Below are 15,456 nucleotides of genomic sequence, written 5' to 3' on the forward strand. Positions count from 1 at the left end.
CAATGAAGGGGGGCGACTTTACCCGAGACGAGGCCGGCGGGCAATGCGCCAATGCGCGAGTGTCGAAAAATTTAGCGGGCGCGGCTGCGGCGTGCTTAACTTAATGTCCGAATTCCGCACGTCAGCACGCCAGCCGAGCCCCATAATGCAGAAAAAACCGACCCCGAGCGTTGCCATGAATACTCAACAGCAAGCGTTGTACGACGCGCTGCGCGCGCGTGACCGCAAATTCGACGGCCGTTTTTTCGTCGGCGTTTCCTCCACCGGCATTTATTGCCGCCCGGTGTGCAGCGCCCGCACGCCTAAGCTGGAAAACTGCACCTTTTATCCGAGCGCGGCGGCGGCAGAGTTGGCGGGATTTCGCCCCTGCCTCAAATGCCGGCCGGAGCTGGCGCCCGGTCTGGCGCTGATCGATCTGGGCAACCGCTATGCGCAGGTGGCAGTGCAGCTCATCGAGCAGGGGTATCTGTCTGAACACAGCTGCGAAGCGCTGGCGGCGCGGCTGGGCATTTCCGATCGCCATCTGAGGCGCATTTTCGCCGAACAGTTTGGCGCCTCACCGATCGATTACGCGCAGTCACATCGGCTGCTGCAGGCCAAACGCCTGCTGGCGGACACCGATCTGCCGCTCAGCGAGGTGGCGTTCGCCGCCGGATTCGGCAGCCTGCGGCGTTTCAACGAGCTGTTCAAGGCGCGCTACCGCCTGATCCCGTCAGCGCTGCGCAGCGGCGGCGCGCGCGGTGAACGGGCCGCCGCCAGCGGGCTGGTGTTTCACCTGGGCTATCGGCCGCCCTATGACTGGGAGCGCATGCTGAATTTCTTGCAGGCGCGCGCCGTGCAGGGCGTGGAGCGGGTCGACGGACGCCGCTACCTGCGCTCGATCGCCGTCAGCCAGGGCGGCACGGAACACCGCGGCTGGGTCAGCGTGCAGCCGGAAGAAGCGCGCAATCGGGTTCGGGTAGAGATCGCGCCTGCGCTCAGTCTGGTGACGACGGAGGTGTTGCGCCGGGTGCGCCTGCTGTTTGATCTGGATGCCGCGCCGGACCGCATCAATGAGGCGCTGGGCTCGCTGGCGGCCGATGCGCCGGGATTGCGCCTGCCGGGCTGCGTGAACAGTTTCGAGCAGGCGGCGCGGGCGGTGCTGGGCCAGTTGGTCAGCGTAAAAATGGCGGCGACCTTCGCCGGGCGGATGGCTGAACGCTGGGGGGAAACCCTGGCGACGCCGTATGAGGGCATCACCCATGTCTTCCCCTCCGCAGAACGGGTGGCGCAGCTGCAGCCCGAAGAACTGCGCCCGCTCGGGGTGCAACTGAAGCGCGCGGCGGCGCTGATCGAGATCGCCCGCGCGCTGGGCGAAGGGCGGCTGCAGCTCGATAACGTGCTGGATATCGAACAGGGCATCGAGGCGCTGACCGCGCTGCCGGGCATCGGCAACTGGACCGCCAGCTATATCGCGATGCGCGCCTGGTCGTGGCCGGACGTGTTCCTGGCCGGTGATTACCTGATCAAACAGCGTTTTCCCGGCATGACGCCGCGCCAGATTGAACGCTACGCTGAACGTTGGCGCCCGTGGCGTTCTTACGCCACGCTGCATCTGTGGCACAACGACGGCTGGGCGCCGGAAGGGGAGAGTTGAACGCAGAGCTAGCGAGGGGTGTCGATCAGCTGCAGCAGGCGGCTCATGCCCTCGCGCATCAGGAACGCCAGCAGCTTTTCCCGCTCGGCCGGCGTCAGGTGGTAGTAATACTCGATCCAGACCCGTATCGGATCCTGGCGTTTGACGTCGTAATCCGGATGGTCGGTTTCGCGCAACGCCGACAGGCTGCGCGCGCCGAACGGCAGACTGTCGATATGGTATTCCAGCGCTTTGCCCTGTACGCCGCTGCGGTGGCGGCTGACCCAGCCTTCACGCCGGGCCATCAAATTGACCCCTTGCGGAGTTGAAGGCAACCCCGCCTTACCCATCAGTTCCCTGGCGGAAAACCATTTCTTTTCCATAGTCCCTTATCCCTGAGCCATCACATGCCGAGGAAAATCAACGGATACGCTGATAGTCGCATGGGCGCTTCATCTTACTTAATCGTTTAAGCTTCAGGTGTTATTTATATCACTAATCTTGTCTTGGTTAATATCATGTAACGAACGAGATGCGAGGCGCCGCCTGGGAGACGGCGCCTGAGAGGGGGGAGAAGGTTAACGGATGCCGAAATAGCCGTCGCTGAGCAACACCGCCAGCGGCTGCTCCAGCGCCACCTGGTCGCCGTCCGCCAGATCGACGCCGATGTCGCGCAGCGCCTGCAGCGTCACCGGCTGGTGAGCCGGCCCGGCGAAGGTCTGCGCTTTAATGCGATGCGCCGCGCCGTTGAGCATCGAGACCATCAGCTCGTCCATCTGGTTGCAGTGCACGTTGGTGATAAAGCGCTCATCGATGCGAATGATGTCGATCTTCTGATCGCTGAGTTCATCGAACGCATTGATGTTATGTCCGAAGCCGTTGACGATCAGCCGGCAGCCCTGCTGCTGCAGTTCGCGGAGAAATGCCCGACACTGTGCGGCGTGCTCCAGTATCGCGGCCTCATCGACGCTGAACAGCAGCGCCTGCGGCGGCAGCGAGGAAGCGCGCACCGTTTCCGTCAGGTAGCGCTGGAAGTCGGCGCTCAGCAGGCTGTCGATGGCCAGCGGCAGCGCGAGCGACAGCCCTTTGCGTTTGATGTCGTCGGCATATTTCACCAGCAGTTGCGCCGCCGTCCAGCGGTCGATGTCCGGCATCAGGCCGTACAGCTGCGCGGCGGTGATGAACGCCTCGTGCGACAGCGGGCGCTCGTCCGGCGCCATCACCTGCAGCTTCACCTGGTGAAACGCGGCCGACAGCGGCGTCGCCGGCGGCGCGACCGCATGAGTCAGCAGCCGCAGTTGCCCCTCGCTGATGATCGTCTGCACTTCCTGCTGGCTCAGTACCTCGTGTTGCCGCTCCAGCAGCTGTTTCTGCCGCGTTTCGTACAGATAAACCTGGCCGCGCCCCTGGTGCTTGGCGGTATAGCAGGCGATATCGGCCTGCGCCAACAGTTCGCTGCTTTTGGCGTCGGCACTGATGCGCGTGATGCCGGCGCTGGCGCCGACGCGATAAATCTTCCCTTCCCAATAGAACGGGTGCTGGCTGATTTGATTAACCACTTGCTGCACCAGCGATTTGGCCTGTTCCAGCCGGCAGTCGTACAGGATCAGACCGAACTCGTCGCCGCCCAAACGCGCCAGGCAGTCGCTGCCGCGCAGTTGGTGCCGCATCAGCTGGGCGATATCCCGCAGCAGGGCATCTCCCGCCGCATGGCCGGCGGTGTCGTTCACCGCCTTGAACCGATCCAGATCGAGGAACACCAGCGAATGCGGCGACGACGGTTCCCCGCCGGCGACGATCGCCGCTTTCAGCTGTTTCTCGAAGCGGGTGCGGTTCGGCAATCCGGTCAGCGCATCGTGCGAGGCGCTGTAGCTGAGTTTTTTCATCAGCTCGCGCGAGGCGGTGACGTCCTGCAGCACCATCACCGCGCCCATGGTTTCCCCGTCGAGGGTTTTCAGCGGTGAGACCGACTGCTGTACGTCGAAATAACGCCCGTCGCGGCTGTGCAGCACCAGCGCATAATCCGCCGGCCATTGCCGTGGGTATTGCGTGAGGTTTTCGATTTCCGGGCCGTCTTTGCCGTTGGTCAGGCGCACCACGCCGGCGACGGGCATACCGATCGCCAGGTCGAGTGGCCAGCCGCACATCTGTTCCGCCACCGGATTCATAAAGGTGATGCGCAGGTGGCTGTCGGTGGAGATCACCCCTTCGCCGATGGCGTCGAGGGTGATGTGCAGGCGCTCTTTCTCTTCGTGCAGCGCCTCGGCGAGGCTCTTGAGCTCGGTCATGTCGATATTGGTGCCGATCAGGCGCAGCGGCCGGCCCTGATCGTCGAGGATCACGTTGCCCTGGCCTCGGATATGGCGCACTTTGCCGCTGCGCGTAGTGATGCGAAATTCCATGACGAACGGTCGCGGCTGCGCCAGGATCTCGGCCAGCTCGCGATCGGTACGCTCGCGATCTTCCGGCACCAGCAGGGTGCGCCACAACGCCAGCGTCGGCGTTTGGTCGGGGGGGAGATCGTAGAGTTCGAACATGCGCTGATCCCAGGTGAAGTTTTCCTGGCTCATCACCCATTCCCAGATACCGACGCCGCCCACCTGGTTGGCCAGCGTGATGCGCTCCACCAACCGGTTGTTCTCCGCCTCGCTGCGCTTAAGGTCGCTGATATCCTCCACCTGAGAGATGAAGTACAACGGCCGGCCTTCGCCGTCGCGCACCAGCGAGACCGCCAGCAGCGCCCAGACCGTCTGCCCGTCGCTGCGGATATAGCGCTTCTCCATGGTGTAGCTGCTGATATGGCCGTCGAGCAGTTCGTGCAGTTGGGTCAGGTCGGCGTTCAGATCGTCCGGGTGGGTGATCTCTTGAAAGGTCAGGCGATAAAGTCTTTCGGGCGGATAGCCGAGCAGCTTGCACAGCGCCTGATTGACCTGCAGCCATTTGCCCTCCGGCGACACCAGCGCCATGCCGATGGCGGAATACTCCAGCGCGCTGCGAAAGCGGCTTTCGCTCTCGACGATATGTTGCTTTTCCACCCGGAAGGTGTGCATCACCATCGCCATGGCGTGCGCCGGGATCAGGATCAGCAACATCGGCAGATAGAGGCCGAGTTCGCCCAGGAAAGTGTGCTGGGAAGACTGAAGGTGCAGCAGACCCAGCGACAGCAGGACGGTGATCAGCAGGAGAGTGCAGAAACAGACGGTGAAGGTTTCGAAGCGCGACAGGGCGATAGCCGCCCACAGCAGTGGCAGGATGACGAAGGTAAAGGGGAAGGGCAGATGCGTCAGCGCCAGATAGCTGAAGGCCAGCGAGCCCATCAGGGTCAACAGCAGCGGATACGGATTCAGCCCGGCCAACAGACGGCGGTGATAGGTGAGCCCGAGCGGCGCCAGCGACAGCACCCCTATCGCTTCAGAGATGAACCAGGTGCCGAACGATTGCCAAAACGTCAGGTCCGGCGTGGGGGTTAGTCCGGCGGCCAGCAGCGCGCTGAACAACGGGGTAAAGATCACCGCGCAGACCACGAAGCGCAGCCAACAGCCCAGATCGCTCAGCGGATCGATCGCCGGCAGCGTGCGGCGCAGCAGCAGAGCGCACACTGCCGCTTCCAGCAGGTTGATGGCGGCCAGCTTGACCGGAATGGCGCTGAAGCCGAACAGCAGGAAGCTGGCGAGTACGATGCCTGTGCCGCTGGCCAGCAGCGGCAAACCCCAATGACGCGGAGGATGGCGATACAGCACGGCGATCGCGGCGGCGGTCGGGAACCACAGCGGCGTGAAGTGATGAGCCTCACTGGATAACGACAGGCTCAGCAAGGCGAGCAAAAATGTCGCCAGCGCCACGAACAGAGAATGTGTCAGCATAACGCCTTTGTGTGTGCCGAACGCGTTCGGCGCGCTGATATCCATAGACATCCTTACCGATGACCTCTGCCTGTGATTGGATTCATGACGTGGATGAATCAAGATGATTTATTGAAAAAGGGTAGTACAGCGCGGGAGGAAAACCTATCGGGAGGGCCGACTTTACTGCGTTAGCGCAAACCCGGCGACAGAATGACGAAAAAGCCGGCGCGGGGCCGGCTTTGAGCGTCTTACAGCAGGAACAGGGTGGCGAGGCCGAGGAAGATGAAAAAGCCGCCGGTATCGGTCAGCGCGGTGATGAGCACGCTCGAGCCGACCGCCGGATCGCGGCCCAGTTTGAGCATGGTCATCGGGATCACCACGCCCATCAGCGCCGCCAGCAGCAGGTTGAGCAGCATCGCCAGCGTCATCACGCCGCCCATCGCCGCGTCGCCGTACAGCAGCCAGGTGATCACGCCCATGATGCCGCCCCACACCACGCCGTTGATGATGGCGACGCCCAGCTCTCTGAGCATCAGGCGCGAGATGTTGCCGACTTCGATCTGGTGCAGCGCCAGCGCGCGCACGATCATGGTGATGGTCTGGTTGCCGGTGTTGCCGCCGATGCCGGCGACGATCGGCATCAGCGCCGCCAGCGCCACCAGCTGGGAAATGGTGTGCTCGAACAGGCCGATCACCCGCGAGGCGACAAACGCGGTGCAGAGGTTGATCGCCAGCCAGGCCCAGCGGGTTTTAACCGCCTTGCTGACCGGGGCGAACACGTCTTCTTCCGGGCTCAAACCGCCCATGCGGCGCAGGTTGGTGTCGCTCTCTTCGTTGACGGCGTCGACGATCTCTTCGATGGTCAGGCGGCCCATCAGTTTACCTTTGGCGTCAACCACCGGGGCGCTGATCAGGTCATAACGTTCGAACGCGCCGGCCGCTTCATCGGCCTTGTCCTCAGGCTGAAAGGTGGCGGGATCGCTGTCCATCACTTCGCGCACCGGGATTTCCGGGTCGTTCAGCAGCACTGCGGTGAGCGGCAGTTCGCCCAGCAGGGTGTTTTTGCGATCGGTGACGAACAGTTTATCGGTGGCGTCGGGAATGGTTTTGCGCATGCGCAAAAAACGGTGTACCGCGCCGAGCGTGACGTCCGGCCGCACCGTCACCAGTTCGAAATCCATCATCCAGCCGACGCTGTCTTTGGCGTACTGGCTCATCTCGCGCACCTGAGCGCGCTGCTCCGGCTCCAGCGAGGTCAGTAACCGGCCCATCAGGTTACGCGGCAGGTATTGCGCCAGATAGGCCTGTTCGTCCACGTCCAGCGTTTTGATCGCTTTGAGCAGGTCTTTATCGCTCATTTCCTCGATCAGGCTGTCCCAGACCGGTTCGGCGACTTCCACCAGCGTCTGGCCGCGCTTGCTGTTGCCCACCAGCCGCCACAGCGCCATGCGTTCGTCCTGCGGCAGCGCCTCCAGCAGGTCCGCCAGGTCGGCGGCGTGCATGTCGTCCAGCAGGCCGGTGATTTCCGCCGTCTGGTTCAGCAGTTCGCTTTGGCTGAGGGCGTGTTCATCCCCTGGCCGGCCGAGAATGCCGTCGACCAATTCCTTATTGTTCAACAACAGAGTGAGAATGCGCTGGCGGTGTTCAGCGACTTTTTTGACGTTATGGGTTGCGGCTGACATGGTGTTCCTTAACGGGCGCTCGGCGTTCCTGACGCAGGCTCATTAAAAGATAGAGCATAGCGAGTGCCGGAGTCATTTTTATGAAACGGACGGGGCGCGGCGGTTATTCAGAGGAGGCGTCCTGTTGCGGCGCGCTGACTTCGGCGGCGTTTTGCGCAGCGGCCTGCTTTTTTTCCTGATGATGAGGCACCGCCACCACGGCGGCGTACAGCAGTCGGCCGACTAAAATGATAAAGCTGATAAACAACACTATCTTCGTCATCTGTCCGGTGGTTTTCTTGCGCATATATCACCCGGTATGCCGGTGTCCTGTGTTATTCGCTCGAGAATTTGTAACCGGATTTTAGGCGCTGATGACAAAAGTTGTCCATTTTTTTCCGGCGAGCGGCGCGCCGTATTAGGGTTTCGTTTAGGTTGGCGGAGCGGGGGCGGAAAGAAAAACCCCCTGGCTGGCAGGGGGCGCGGGATCAGGCGGAGCGCTGTTCGTCTTGCGAACCTTCTTCGTCGATCAGCAGCTTCCAGCCGACGACGTCGTTCCAGTAGGCCTGCTCGCGCTCGAAGTCCAGCTGCACCAGGTTGTTTTGCGCCAGGTAGCCGGCCGGGAAGCGCAGCGTCCAGTGGTTGTCGTCGGTGGTCAGGCGCAGCGTTTCCGGCGTGGTGGTCGACTGGCGCTGGTTGTTGAGCAGGGTGCTCAGACGCAGCAGCTGGATCAGCGGCAGGTAGTGTTTCTTTTTGAACAGGTTGAGGCGCGGCAGCTCTTCCAGCTTGATCGCCTTGCGGTGGAAACGCACCAACGCCGCCAACAGCAGCTGCTGTTCTTGGTTAAAGCCAGGCAGGTTGGAGTTTTGCAGAATGTAGGCCGAATGGCGGTGCATGCCGCTGTGGTTGATGCTCAGCCCCACTTCGTGCAGCATGGCGGCCCATTTCAGCAGGGCTTCCAATTGCGGATGCACCAGCTTGGTGTTTTGCGCCATCCACTGCGAATAGAGCAGCTCGGTGGTTTCCAGCACCCGCTTGGCCTGTTCGCGGTCGATGTTGTAGTGATCGGCCAGGCTTTTGGCGGTGCGGCTGCGGATGTCCTGGTGGCGGAAACGGCCTTCCATTTCATACAGCACGCCTTCACGCAGCGCGCCGTCAGACAGGCGCAGATCGCGGATCGCCAGCGCATCGAACACGCCGCACAGGATAGCCAGCCCCGGCACGAACACCGATTGGCGATCTTCCGACAGCCCCGGCAGGCTCAGCGAGCTGAAGCTTTTGAACTGCAGCACCTGTTCGGCGAGCATTTCCAGGCGTTCCAGGGTGATCAGACCGTCTTTTTCACCCATCGCTACCAGCACTTCGTGGGCGGCCTTGATGGTGCCCGAGGCGCCCAGCGCGTACTGCCAGCCCTGAATGCGGTACTGCCAGGCCAGCGTTTCCAGCTTCTGCGCCGCCGCCAGCCGCGCGCGGCGGAAGTTGTTTTTGCTGATCTCGCCGCCCGGGAAGAACAGCTGGGCGAAGCTGACGCAGCCCATGCGGCGGCTTTCCGCCAGCAGCGGCTCGAAGTCTTCGCCGATCACCAGCTCGGTGGAGCCGCCGCCGATGTCGATCACCAGCTTGCGGCCTTTCTCCGGTTGAGTGTGCTCCACGCCCATGAAGATCAGGCGCGCTTCTTCCTGGCCGGCGATGATTTCGATCGGGTAGGGGATCACTTTGGCGGCGCGCTTGAGGAACACTTCGGCGTTCACCGCCTGGCGCAGGGTGTGGGTCCCGACGATGGTGACGTTATCCGCCGGGAAGCCCTGCAGCCGTTCGGCAAACAGCGCCAGGCAGGCCAGGCCGCGTTCTATCGCCTCTTCACTGAGTACGTTGTTGCTGTCCAATCCGTCGGCGAGATGCACCCGCTGTTTTAAACGGCCCAATACCTGTAAGGCGCCGTTGACGACGCGGGCGATCACCATGTGGAAACTGTTCGACCCGAGGTCGATGGCGGCGATTTCCTGCGGTTTGTTCGTTGCAGTGTTTTTTAGCGGCATAGTTGCTGGCCTACTGTCCTGGTTGTTCCAGAGCTTTTAAATACTCGTAAATAGCCACCTGGGCGCGCACTTTGCGGCGGTTGCCGCGCGGCACGTACTGGTTGCTCAGTTCTTTATCCACATAACGGGCCTTGACCGTATCGCTGAACAGGATCTCCAGAATGTCCAGAACGCGCTGTTTCAGCGCCGGATCCAGCAGCGATACCGCCACTTCGATACGGTAATCTATGTTGCGGGTCATCCAGTCGGCGGAGGACAGATACACCCGTTTGTCACCTTTGTTGTCGAAAACGTAAACCCGATCGTGTTCCAAAAAGCGATCGACGATGCTGATCACCTGAATATTGTCGCTGATCCCCGGCAGGTTGGGAATCAGGGAACACATGCCCCGCACCAGCAGACGGATCTTCACGCCGGCGCCGGACGCGGTATATAACCGATCTACCAGCCCTTTATCCACCAGATTATTTATTTTCAACATAATGCCGGCCTGTTCCCCGGCCTGGGCGTTGGCGATTTCGTTGTCGATCAGCTCATACAGCTTCAGGCGCGAGTTCTGCGGCGACACCATCAGGTTATCGAAGGTGACCGGGCGGTAGGGGTTCTCGATAAAGTTGAATACCCGGCGCACCTCGTTGGTGATGCGCGAGTCGGCGGTCAACAGCGAATAGTCGGTGTAGATGCGCGCGGTTTTTTCGTTAAAGTTGCCGGTACCGATATGAGCATAGCGCACAATTTCATCGCCTTCACGGCGCGAAATCAGGAACAGTTTGGCGTGGATTTTCAGCCCCGGCGCCGAGAAGATCACGTGCACGCCGGCCTCGGTCAGGCGCTTCGCCCAATGAATGTTGGCCTCTTCGTCGAAGCGCGCCTGCAGCTCGACCACCACCGTGACCTTTTTGCCATTGTGCGCGGCGTGGATCATCGATTCGATGATGCGCGAATCTTTCGCCACCCGGTAGATGTTGATTTTGATCGCCAACACGCTCGGATCGAACGACGCCTGGCGCAGCAGCTCCAGCACGTGTTCAAAGGTGTGGTACGGGTAGTAGAGCAGCACGTCCTTTTCGCGAATGGCGTCGAAGCCGTTGCGGAAACCGTCGAACCAGATGTGGCGCAGGCGCGGCAGCGGCTTGTTGACCAGATTGGCCTTGCCGACGTTCGGGAAGCTGATGAAGTCTTTAAAGTTGTGGTAACGGCCGCCGGCGATCACCGAATCGTAGTTGGAGATGCCCAGCTTGCCGCGCAGCAGCTCTACCATCTCGTTCGGCATGTCGCGCTGATAAACGAAGCGCACCGGCTCGGCGGTGAGGCGCTGTTTCAGGCTGGAGGACATCAGTTCCAGCAGGCTGGATTCCATTTCGGTGACCAGATCGTATTCGGCGTCACGGGTCATCTTCATCGAATAGGCGTTGAGCGCGTCGTAGTCAAAGAAGCCCTTGAAGATATCGTCCAGGCAGTAACGCAGGATGTTGTCGAGCAGGATCATCGGCTTACGGCGGCGCGGCGCTTCCGGCGGCAGATTGACGAAGCGCGGCACCTTGTCGGACGGGATTTCCAGCAGCGCATAGTCGATGCGCGCGCCGCGGATAATTTCCACCGCCAGATAGGTGTAATCGTCTTTCAGGAACTGCACCAGGTTGGTGTCGTGGTTGATCAGGATCGGCGTGATGTGCTGGCGCAGGTGCTGTTTGAAATATTGCCGCAGCCAGATTTGCTGGTTCTCGGACACCTGGCGTTCGTTGATCAGGAAGATCTGGTTGCGCGCCATTTCCAGCAGCAGATCGTTGTACAGACCGTCGAACTCCTGATCGGTTTTCAGCACCTTGGCCTGGATCTTTTTCAGCAGATGGCGTGAGGAACCGGCGGAGCCTTGCTCTTCGCTGATCAGGATGCGCCGTTTGAGATCGGCGAAGCGGACTTTATAGAACTCGTCGAGGTTGTTGGAGTAAATGCCCAGAAAACGCATACGTTCAATCAGGGGATTGCTCTTATCTGCGGCTTCCTGCAACACGCGCTCATTAAAGGATAACCAGCTTAGTTCTTTTTCGATGTAGAGCTTTTCCTGACCCATTGCCACTCCAGTTCAAATTTAGAATAGGATCCGGGACGCAGCGCCCGGATGCCGCTCTAGTGTCCTTCATCATTATTGCGAGAGATTGACAGGAAAGTCCAACATATCCATTGCGTTGGCGCGCGGCGTTTTTCGGCGGCAATAAATTTTCCCCGCGGCGGGATGCCCGGCAGTGAAATGATCAGCATGAAATGACGGTTATCAGGCTTATTCTTGGCGTTATAAAGCGTGTTTATGGTCATTTTTCAGCAATATATCAAATTCATATTGTCTGATGGCAGTGTAAAAAACCTGAGTTATGGCGGGTAACTTTGTCATGCAAACGTCATAAAACTGACATAAGATGCCCGGTTATCTTACGGCGCAAGCCCGATTACATCAGCGACAGCGAGACACATGACACAGACGACGGCCAATCAACATCCCCGAGATCGCATGCGCGGGCGCATCGACCGCGGCGTGCAGGCGGCAGTGACCGCCAGCGGGCTGATGGTGCTGATGACGTTGATGCTGATCTTCGTTTATCTGCTGTTCGCGGTGCTGCCGTTGTTCAAACCCGCCTCGCTCGGCCAGGCGCAGCCGCTGCCGTTCACGGTATCGGCCCCGGCGCTGGCGCTGGGCATGGACGTGCAGCAGCGCGTCGGTTATCGCATCGACGCGCAGGGCGCGGGGCAATTTTATCGTCTGACGCCGGTGCCGAGCGGCCAGGCCCAGACGCCGCTGGCGCAGCAGACGCTGTTGGCCAAACCGACGCTGCTCGCGCAGGCCGCCGGCGAGCGCGATCTGTTCGCGTTGGCGCAGGCCGACGGCCGGTTGGTGGTGGCGCGCGCGGATTTCGCCACGGCGGAAAACGGCCGGCCGCAGTGGCAGTTCCCGCTCGGGCAGCAGCCATTGGCGCTGGATCCACAGCGCAAGCCGCTGAAACTGCTGTCGCTGGCGGATGCGCATCGCGGGCAGTATCTGCTGGCCGGAGTGACCGACGATCGGCGGCTGGTGTTCGGCCGCTTCAGCCCCGACCGGCCGCCACAGTTCAGCGAGCGGCCGCTGGAGCACGACGGGGAGCAACTGGTGCTGACGCCGGATGGCCGCCAGCTTTATCTGCTGACCGGCAACCGGCTGGCGCGTTATCAGATCGACGGCGCACAGCTGCAGCTGCGTGAAACGCGTACCCTTGGCGAACACGCCCCGTATCAGATGACGGCGCTGCCCGGCGGCAGCGCGCTGCTGATCAAGGGCGCCGACGGCAATCTGCGCGAGTGGTTCGAGGTGGAAAAAGATCGGCGCTGGCGTCTGACGCCGGTGCAGCATTTCGACCACGGCGCCGACGGGCAGGAGCTGACGGTGGCTGAGCCTTACCGCCGGGTGTTCGCCACCCTGCGGCCCGATGGCGGCTTCTCGCTGTTCTCCGCCATTCAACCGCAGCCGCTGCTGAATACCCGTTTGGGCGCCGAGGTGCGGCAGATGGCGTTCGCGCCGCGCGGCGATGGCCTGCTGCTGGAGAGCGCGCAGGGCTGGCAGCGCTATGCGCTCGACAACCCTTATCCGGACGTTACCTGGCGTTCGTTGTGGGGCAAGGTGTGGTATGAGAACTACCCGCAGCCGGCCTATGTCTGGCAGTCCACCTCCGGCGAAGACAGTTACCAACCCAAATTCAGCCTGATGCCGGTGATCTTCGGCACCTTTAAGGCGGCGGCTTACGCGATGCTGTTCGCCATCCCGCTGGCCTTGGCCGGCGCCATCTATACCGCTTACTTTATGACGCCGGGGCTGCGGCGGGTGATCAAACCGGCTATCGAAGTGATGGGCGCGCTGCCGACGGTGGTGATCGGGCTGGTGGCCGGCATTTGGCTGGCGCCGATCATCGAGCAGTATCTGTTGGCGGTGCTGGCGTTGCCGCTGCTGCTGGCGGCGGCGGTGCTGCTGTGCGGCGCGTTGACCCATCGCTTTATGCCGCGCTGCCGGCCGGGCGTCGATCTGCTGTTGCTGCTGCCGCTGCTGGCGTTGACGGTGTGGCTGGCGCTCAACCTGGGGCCGCGGCTGGAGGTGGCGTTGTTCGGTGAGCCGCTGCATTTCTGGCTGGGGGATAATTATGACCAGCGCAATGCGCTGGTGGTAGGTGTGGCGATGGGCTTCGCGCTGGTGCCGATCATCTTCTCGCTGGCGGAGGACGCACTGTTCAGCGTGCCGGCGACCCTGAGCCAGGGTTCTTTGGCGCTGGGCGCTACCCAGTGGCAGACGGTGATCAAGGTGGTGCTGCCATCCGCCAGCGCCGGCATTTTCTCCGCGCTGATGATCGGCTTTGGCCGCGCGGTGGGGGAAACCATGATCGTGCTGATGGCTACCGGCAACACGCCGATTATCGACGGCAGCCTGTTCCAGGGGCTGCGCGCGCTGGCGGCCAACATCGCCATTGAAATGCCGGAGGCGGTCTCCGGCAGCAGCCATTACCGCGTGCTGTTCCTGACCGCGCTGGTGCTGTTTGTCTTCACCTTCGTGTTCAACACGCTGGCGGAGGCGGTGCGCCTGCGGCTGCGCAAGCGCTACACGCCGAATCAGGAGGCGCCATGAAGAACTGGGTGAAGAGCGGGTCGCCGTGGATATGGCTGACCGCCGGTTCGGTGGCCGTCAGCCTGCTGGCGCTGATCGGCATTCTGTTGCTGCTGGCCGGGCAGGGGATGCGCTATTTCTGGCCGAGCCCGGTTTATCAGTTCGAACTCAATCAGAACGGCGCCGGACCGGTGACGGTGATCGGTGAGCTGTACCAGCAGCAAAGCATTTCCCGGCGCCAGCTGGCCGAGGCGGGCGTTACGCCGCCGGGCGAGGCGCAGAGCGTCGAACGCTATCTGATTAAGGTCGGCAACCGCGAGCGCGAGGGGCAGGATTTCCGCACCTTGCTGGCCAGCGATGTCCACAGCCAAAGCACGCCGCGCAGCCTGCTGGTGCTGGAACGCGACAGCCACGGCACCGCTTACGGTTATCTGGCGGGGCTGCTGGAAGACGGGCAACCGCTGACTGGCCGCAATCTGGGGCAGGCGTTGCAGCAGCGCCTGCCGCAAATCGCCGCGCTCTCGCGCCAGGCGCACGACATTCAATTCCGCGACATGGCGCGCATCAATCAGCAGTTTGACGCGCTGCGGCTGCGGGAAAAGCGCCTGCAGCGCGACGATAAGCTGGACGCCCGCGCACAGGACGCCATCAAGGCCGAACGGCTGGAACTGCAGCGGCAGTATCAGCTGTTGTCCGAACGTCTGGCGGGGCTGAACCGCGATCGCCAGCGCGATGCGTTGCTGCTGCGCGACATGCACGGGCAGACGTTGACCATTCCGCTCAGCCAGGTGCGCGATGCCTGGTACCCGAACGCCATGAACACCACCGAGAAGCTGGCACACTGGGGCGAGCAGGTGAAGAAGTTCCTCACCGACAGCCCGCGCGAAGCGAATACCGAAGGCGGGGTGTTCCCGGCCATTTTCGGCACGGTGTTGATGGTGATCCTGATGTCGATCGTGGTGATGCCGTTTGGCGTAATTGCGGCGGTATATCTGCACGAATATGCCGGCAACAATCTGCTGACGCGGGTGATCCGCATCGCGGTGGTCAACCTGGCCGGCGTGCCTTCGATCGTCTACGGCGTTTTTGGCCTCGGCTTCTTTGTTTACATGATTGGCGGCACGCTCGATCAGCTGTTCTATCCCGAGTCCTTGCCCAACCCGACCTTCGGTACGCCCGGCGTGCTGTGGGCGGCGCTGACGTTGGCGCTGCTGACGCTGCCGGTGGTGATCGTCGCCACCGAGGAAGGGCTGTCGCGCATTCCCGCCTCGCTGCGGCAGGGCTCGATGGCGCTGGGCGCCAGCCGGGCCGAGACGTTGTGGCGCATCGTGCTGCCGATGGCGGCGCCGGCGATGATGACCGGCCTGATCCTGGCGGTGGCGCGCGCCGCCGGTGAGACGGCGCCGCTGATGCTGGTGGGGGTCGTGAAATCGGTGCCGGTGCTGCCGGTGGACGAGATTTTCCCGTATCTGCACCTGGAGCGGAAGTTCATGCATTTGAGCTTCCAGATCTACGATATGGCATTCCAGAGCCCGAGCGTAGAGGCGGCGCGGCCGCTGGTGTTCGCCACCGCCTTCCTGCTGGTGACGATCGTGGTGAGTTTGAATCTGGCGGCGATGGGTATCCGCCATTCGTTGAGGGAGCGGTACCGAGCATGGTCGCAGTAACAATGACG

Annotated in this window: 9 protein-coding genes; 3 read left to right on the forward strand and 6 right to left on the reverse strand. The window is 62.0% G+C overall.

Annotated elements, in window-relative coordinates; translation table 11 throughout:
• Nucleotides 1-145: 145 nt before the first annotated feature.
• Complete coding sequence (gene alkA, locus ACMGF9_RS05490; RefSeq protein WP_099982101.1) at nucleotides 146-1,636, forward strand: DNA-3-methyladenine glycosylase 2; 1,491 nt, start codon at nucleotides 146-148, stop codon at nucleotides 1,634-1,636.
• Nucleotides 1,637-1,644: 8 nt separating this feature from the next.
• Here the strand turns inward: alkA and ACMGF9_RS05495 are convergent, their stop codons facing one another.
• The 6 genes from ACMGF9_RS05495 to ppk1 all read right to left on the reverse strand — a co-directional run bounded on the left by ACMGF9_RS05495 (nucleotide 1,645) and on the right by ppk1 (nucleotide 11,234).
• The gene (locus ACMGF9_RS05495) at nucleotides 1,645-1,998 is read right to left on the reverse strand and encodes a DNA-binding protein (protein ID WP_414160579.1); all 354 of its coding nucleotides are present in this window, start codon (nucleotides 1,996-1,998) and stop codon (nucleotides 1,645-1,647) included.
• Nucleotides 1,999-2,193: 195 nt separating this feature from the next.
• Entirely contained in the window at nucleotides 2,194-5,523 is a 3,330-nt protein-coding gene (locus ACMGF9_RS05500; RefSeq protein WP_118891791.1) for a diguanylate cyclase, read from the reverse strand.
• Between the two features lie 185 nt (nucleotides 5,524-5,708).
• A complete protein-coding gene (gene mgtE, locus ACMGF9_RS05505; protein WP_015378729.1) occupies nucleotides 5,709-7,142 on the reverse strand; it encodes a magnesium transporter in 1,434 nt (477 codons plus the stop codon).
• Between the two features lie 103 nt (nucleotides 7,143-7,245).
• The gene (locus tag ACMGF9_RS05510) at nucleotides 7,246-7,428 is read right to left on the reverse strand and encodes a YfgG family protein (protein WP_004941600.1); all 183 of its coding nucleotides are present in this window, start codon (nucleotides 7,426-7,428) and stop codon (nucleotides 7,246-7,248) included.
• Nucleotides 7,429-7,609: 181 nt separating this feature from the next.
• Nucleotides 7,610-9,160, reverse strand: a complete 1,551-nt coding sequence (gene ppx, locus ACMGF9_RS05515; protein ID WP_033632396.1) for an exopolyphosphatase — start codon at nucleotides 9,158-9,160, stop codon at nucleotides 7,610-7,612.
• Between the two features lie 10 nt (nucleotides 9,161-9,170).
• Nucleotides 9,171-11,234 (reverse strand): polyphosphate kinase 1, encoded by a 2,064-nt coding sequence (gene ppk1 / locus ACMGF9_RS05520; protein WP_004941606.1) that lies wholly within the window; start codon nucleotides 11,232-11,234, stop codon nucleotides 9,171-9,173.
• Nucleotides 11,235-11,630: 396 nt separating this feature from the next.
• On the opposite strand from ppk1, the gene ACMGF9_RS05525 reads away from it, so the two are divergent.
• Both ACMGF9_RS05525 and pstA read left to right on the forward strand, forming a co-directional pair.
• On the forward strand, nucleotides 11,631-13,802 hold the full coding sequence (locus ACMGF9_RS05525; RefSeq protein ID WP_414160581.1) for an ABC transporter permease subunit: 2,172 nt from the start codon (nucleotides 11,631-11,633) through the stop codon (nucleotides 13,800-13,802).
• Entirely contained in the window at nucleotides 13,799-15,448 is a 1,650-nt protein-coding gene (gene pstA / locus ACMGF9_RS05530) for a phosphate ABC transporter permease PstA (RefSeq protein ID WP_015378727.1), read from the forward strand. The genes ACMGF9_RS05525 and pstA overlap by 4 nt, the downstream gene beginning before the upstream one ends.
• The last annotated feature ends 8 nt before the right edge of the window (nucleotides 15,449-15,456 follow it).

Source organism: Serratia sp. BNK-23 (assembly GCF_047456145.1).
Lineage (GTDB): Bacteria > Pseudomonadota > Gammaproteobacteria > Enterobacterales > Enterobacteriaceae > Serratia > Serratia nematodiphila.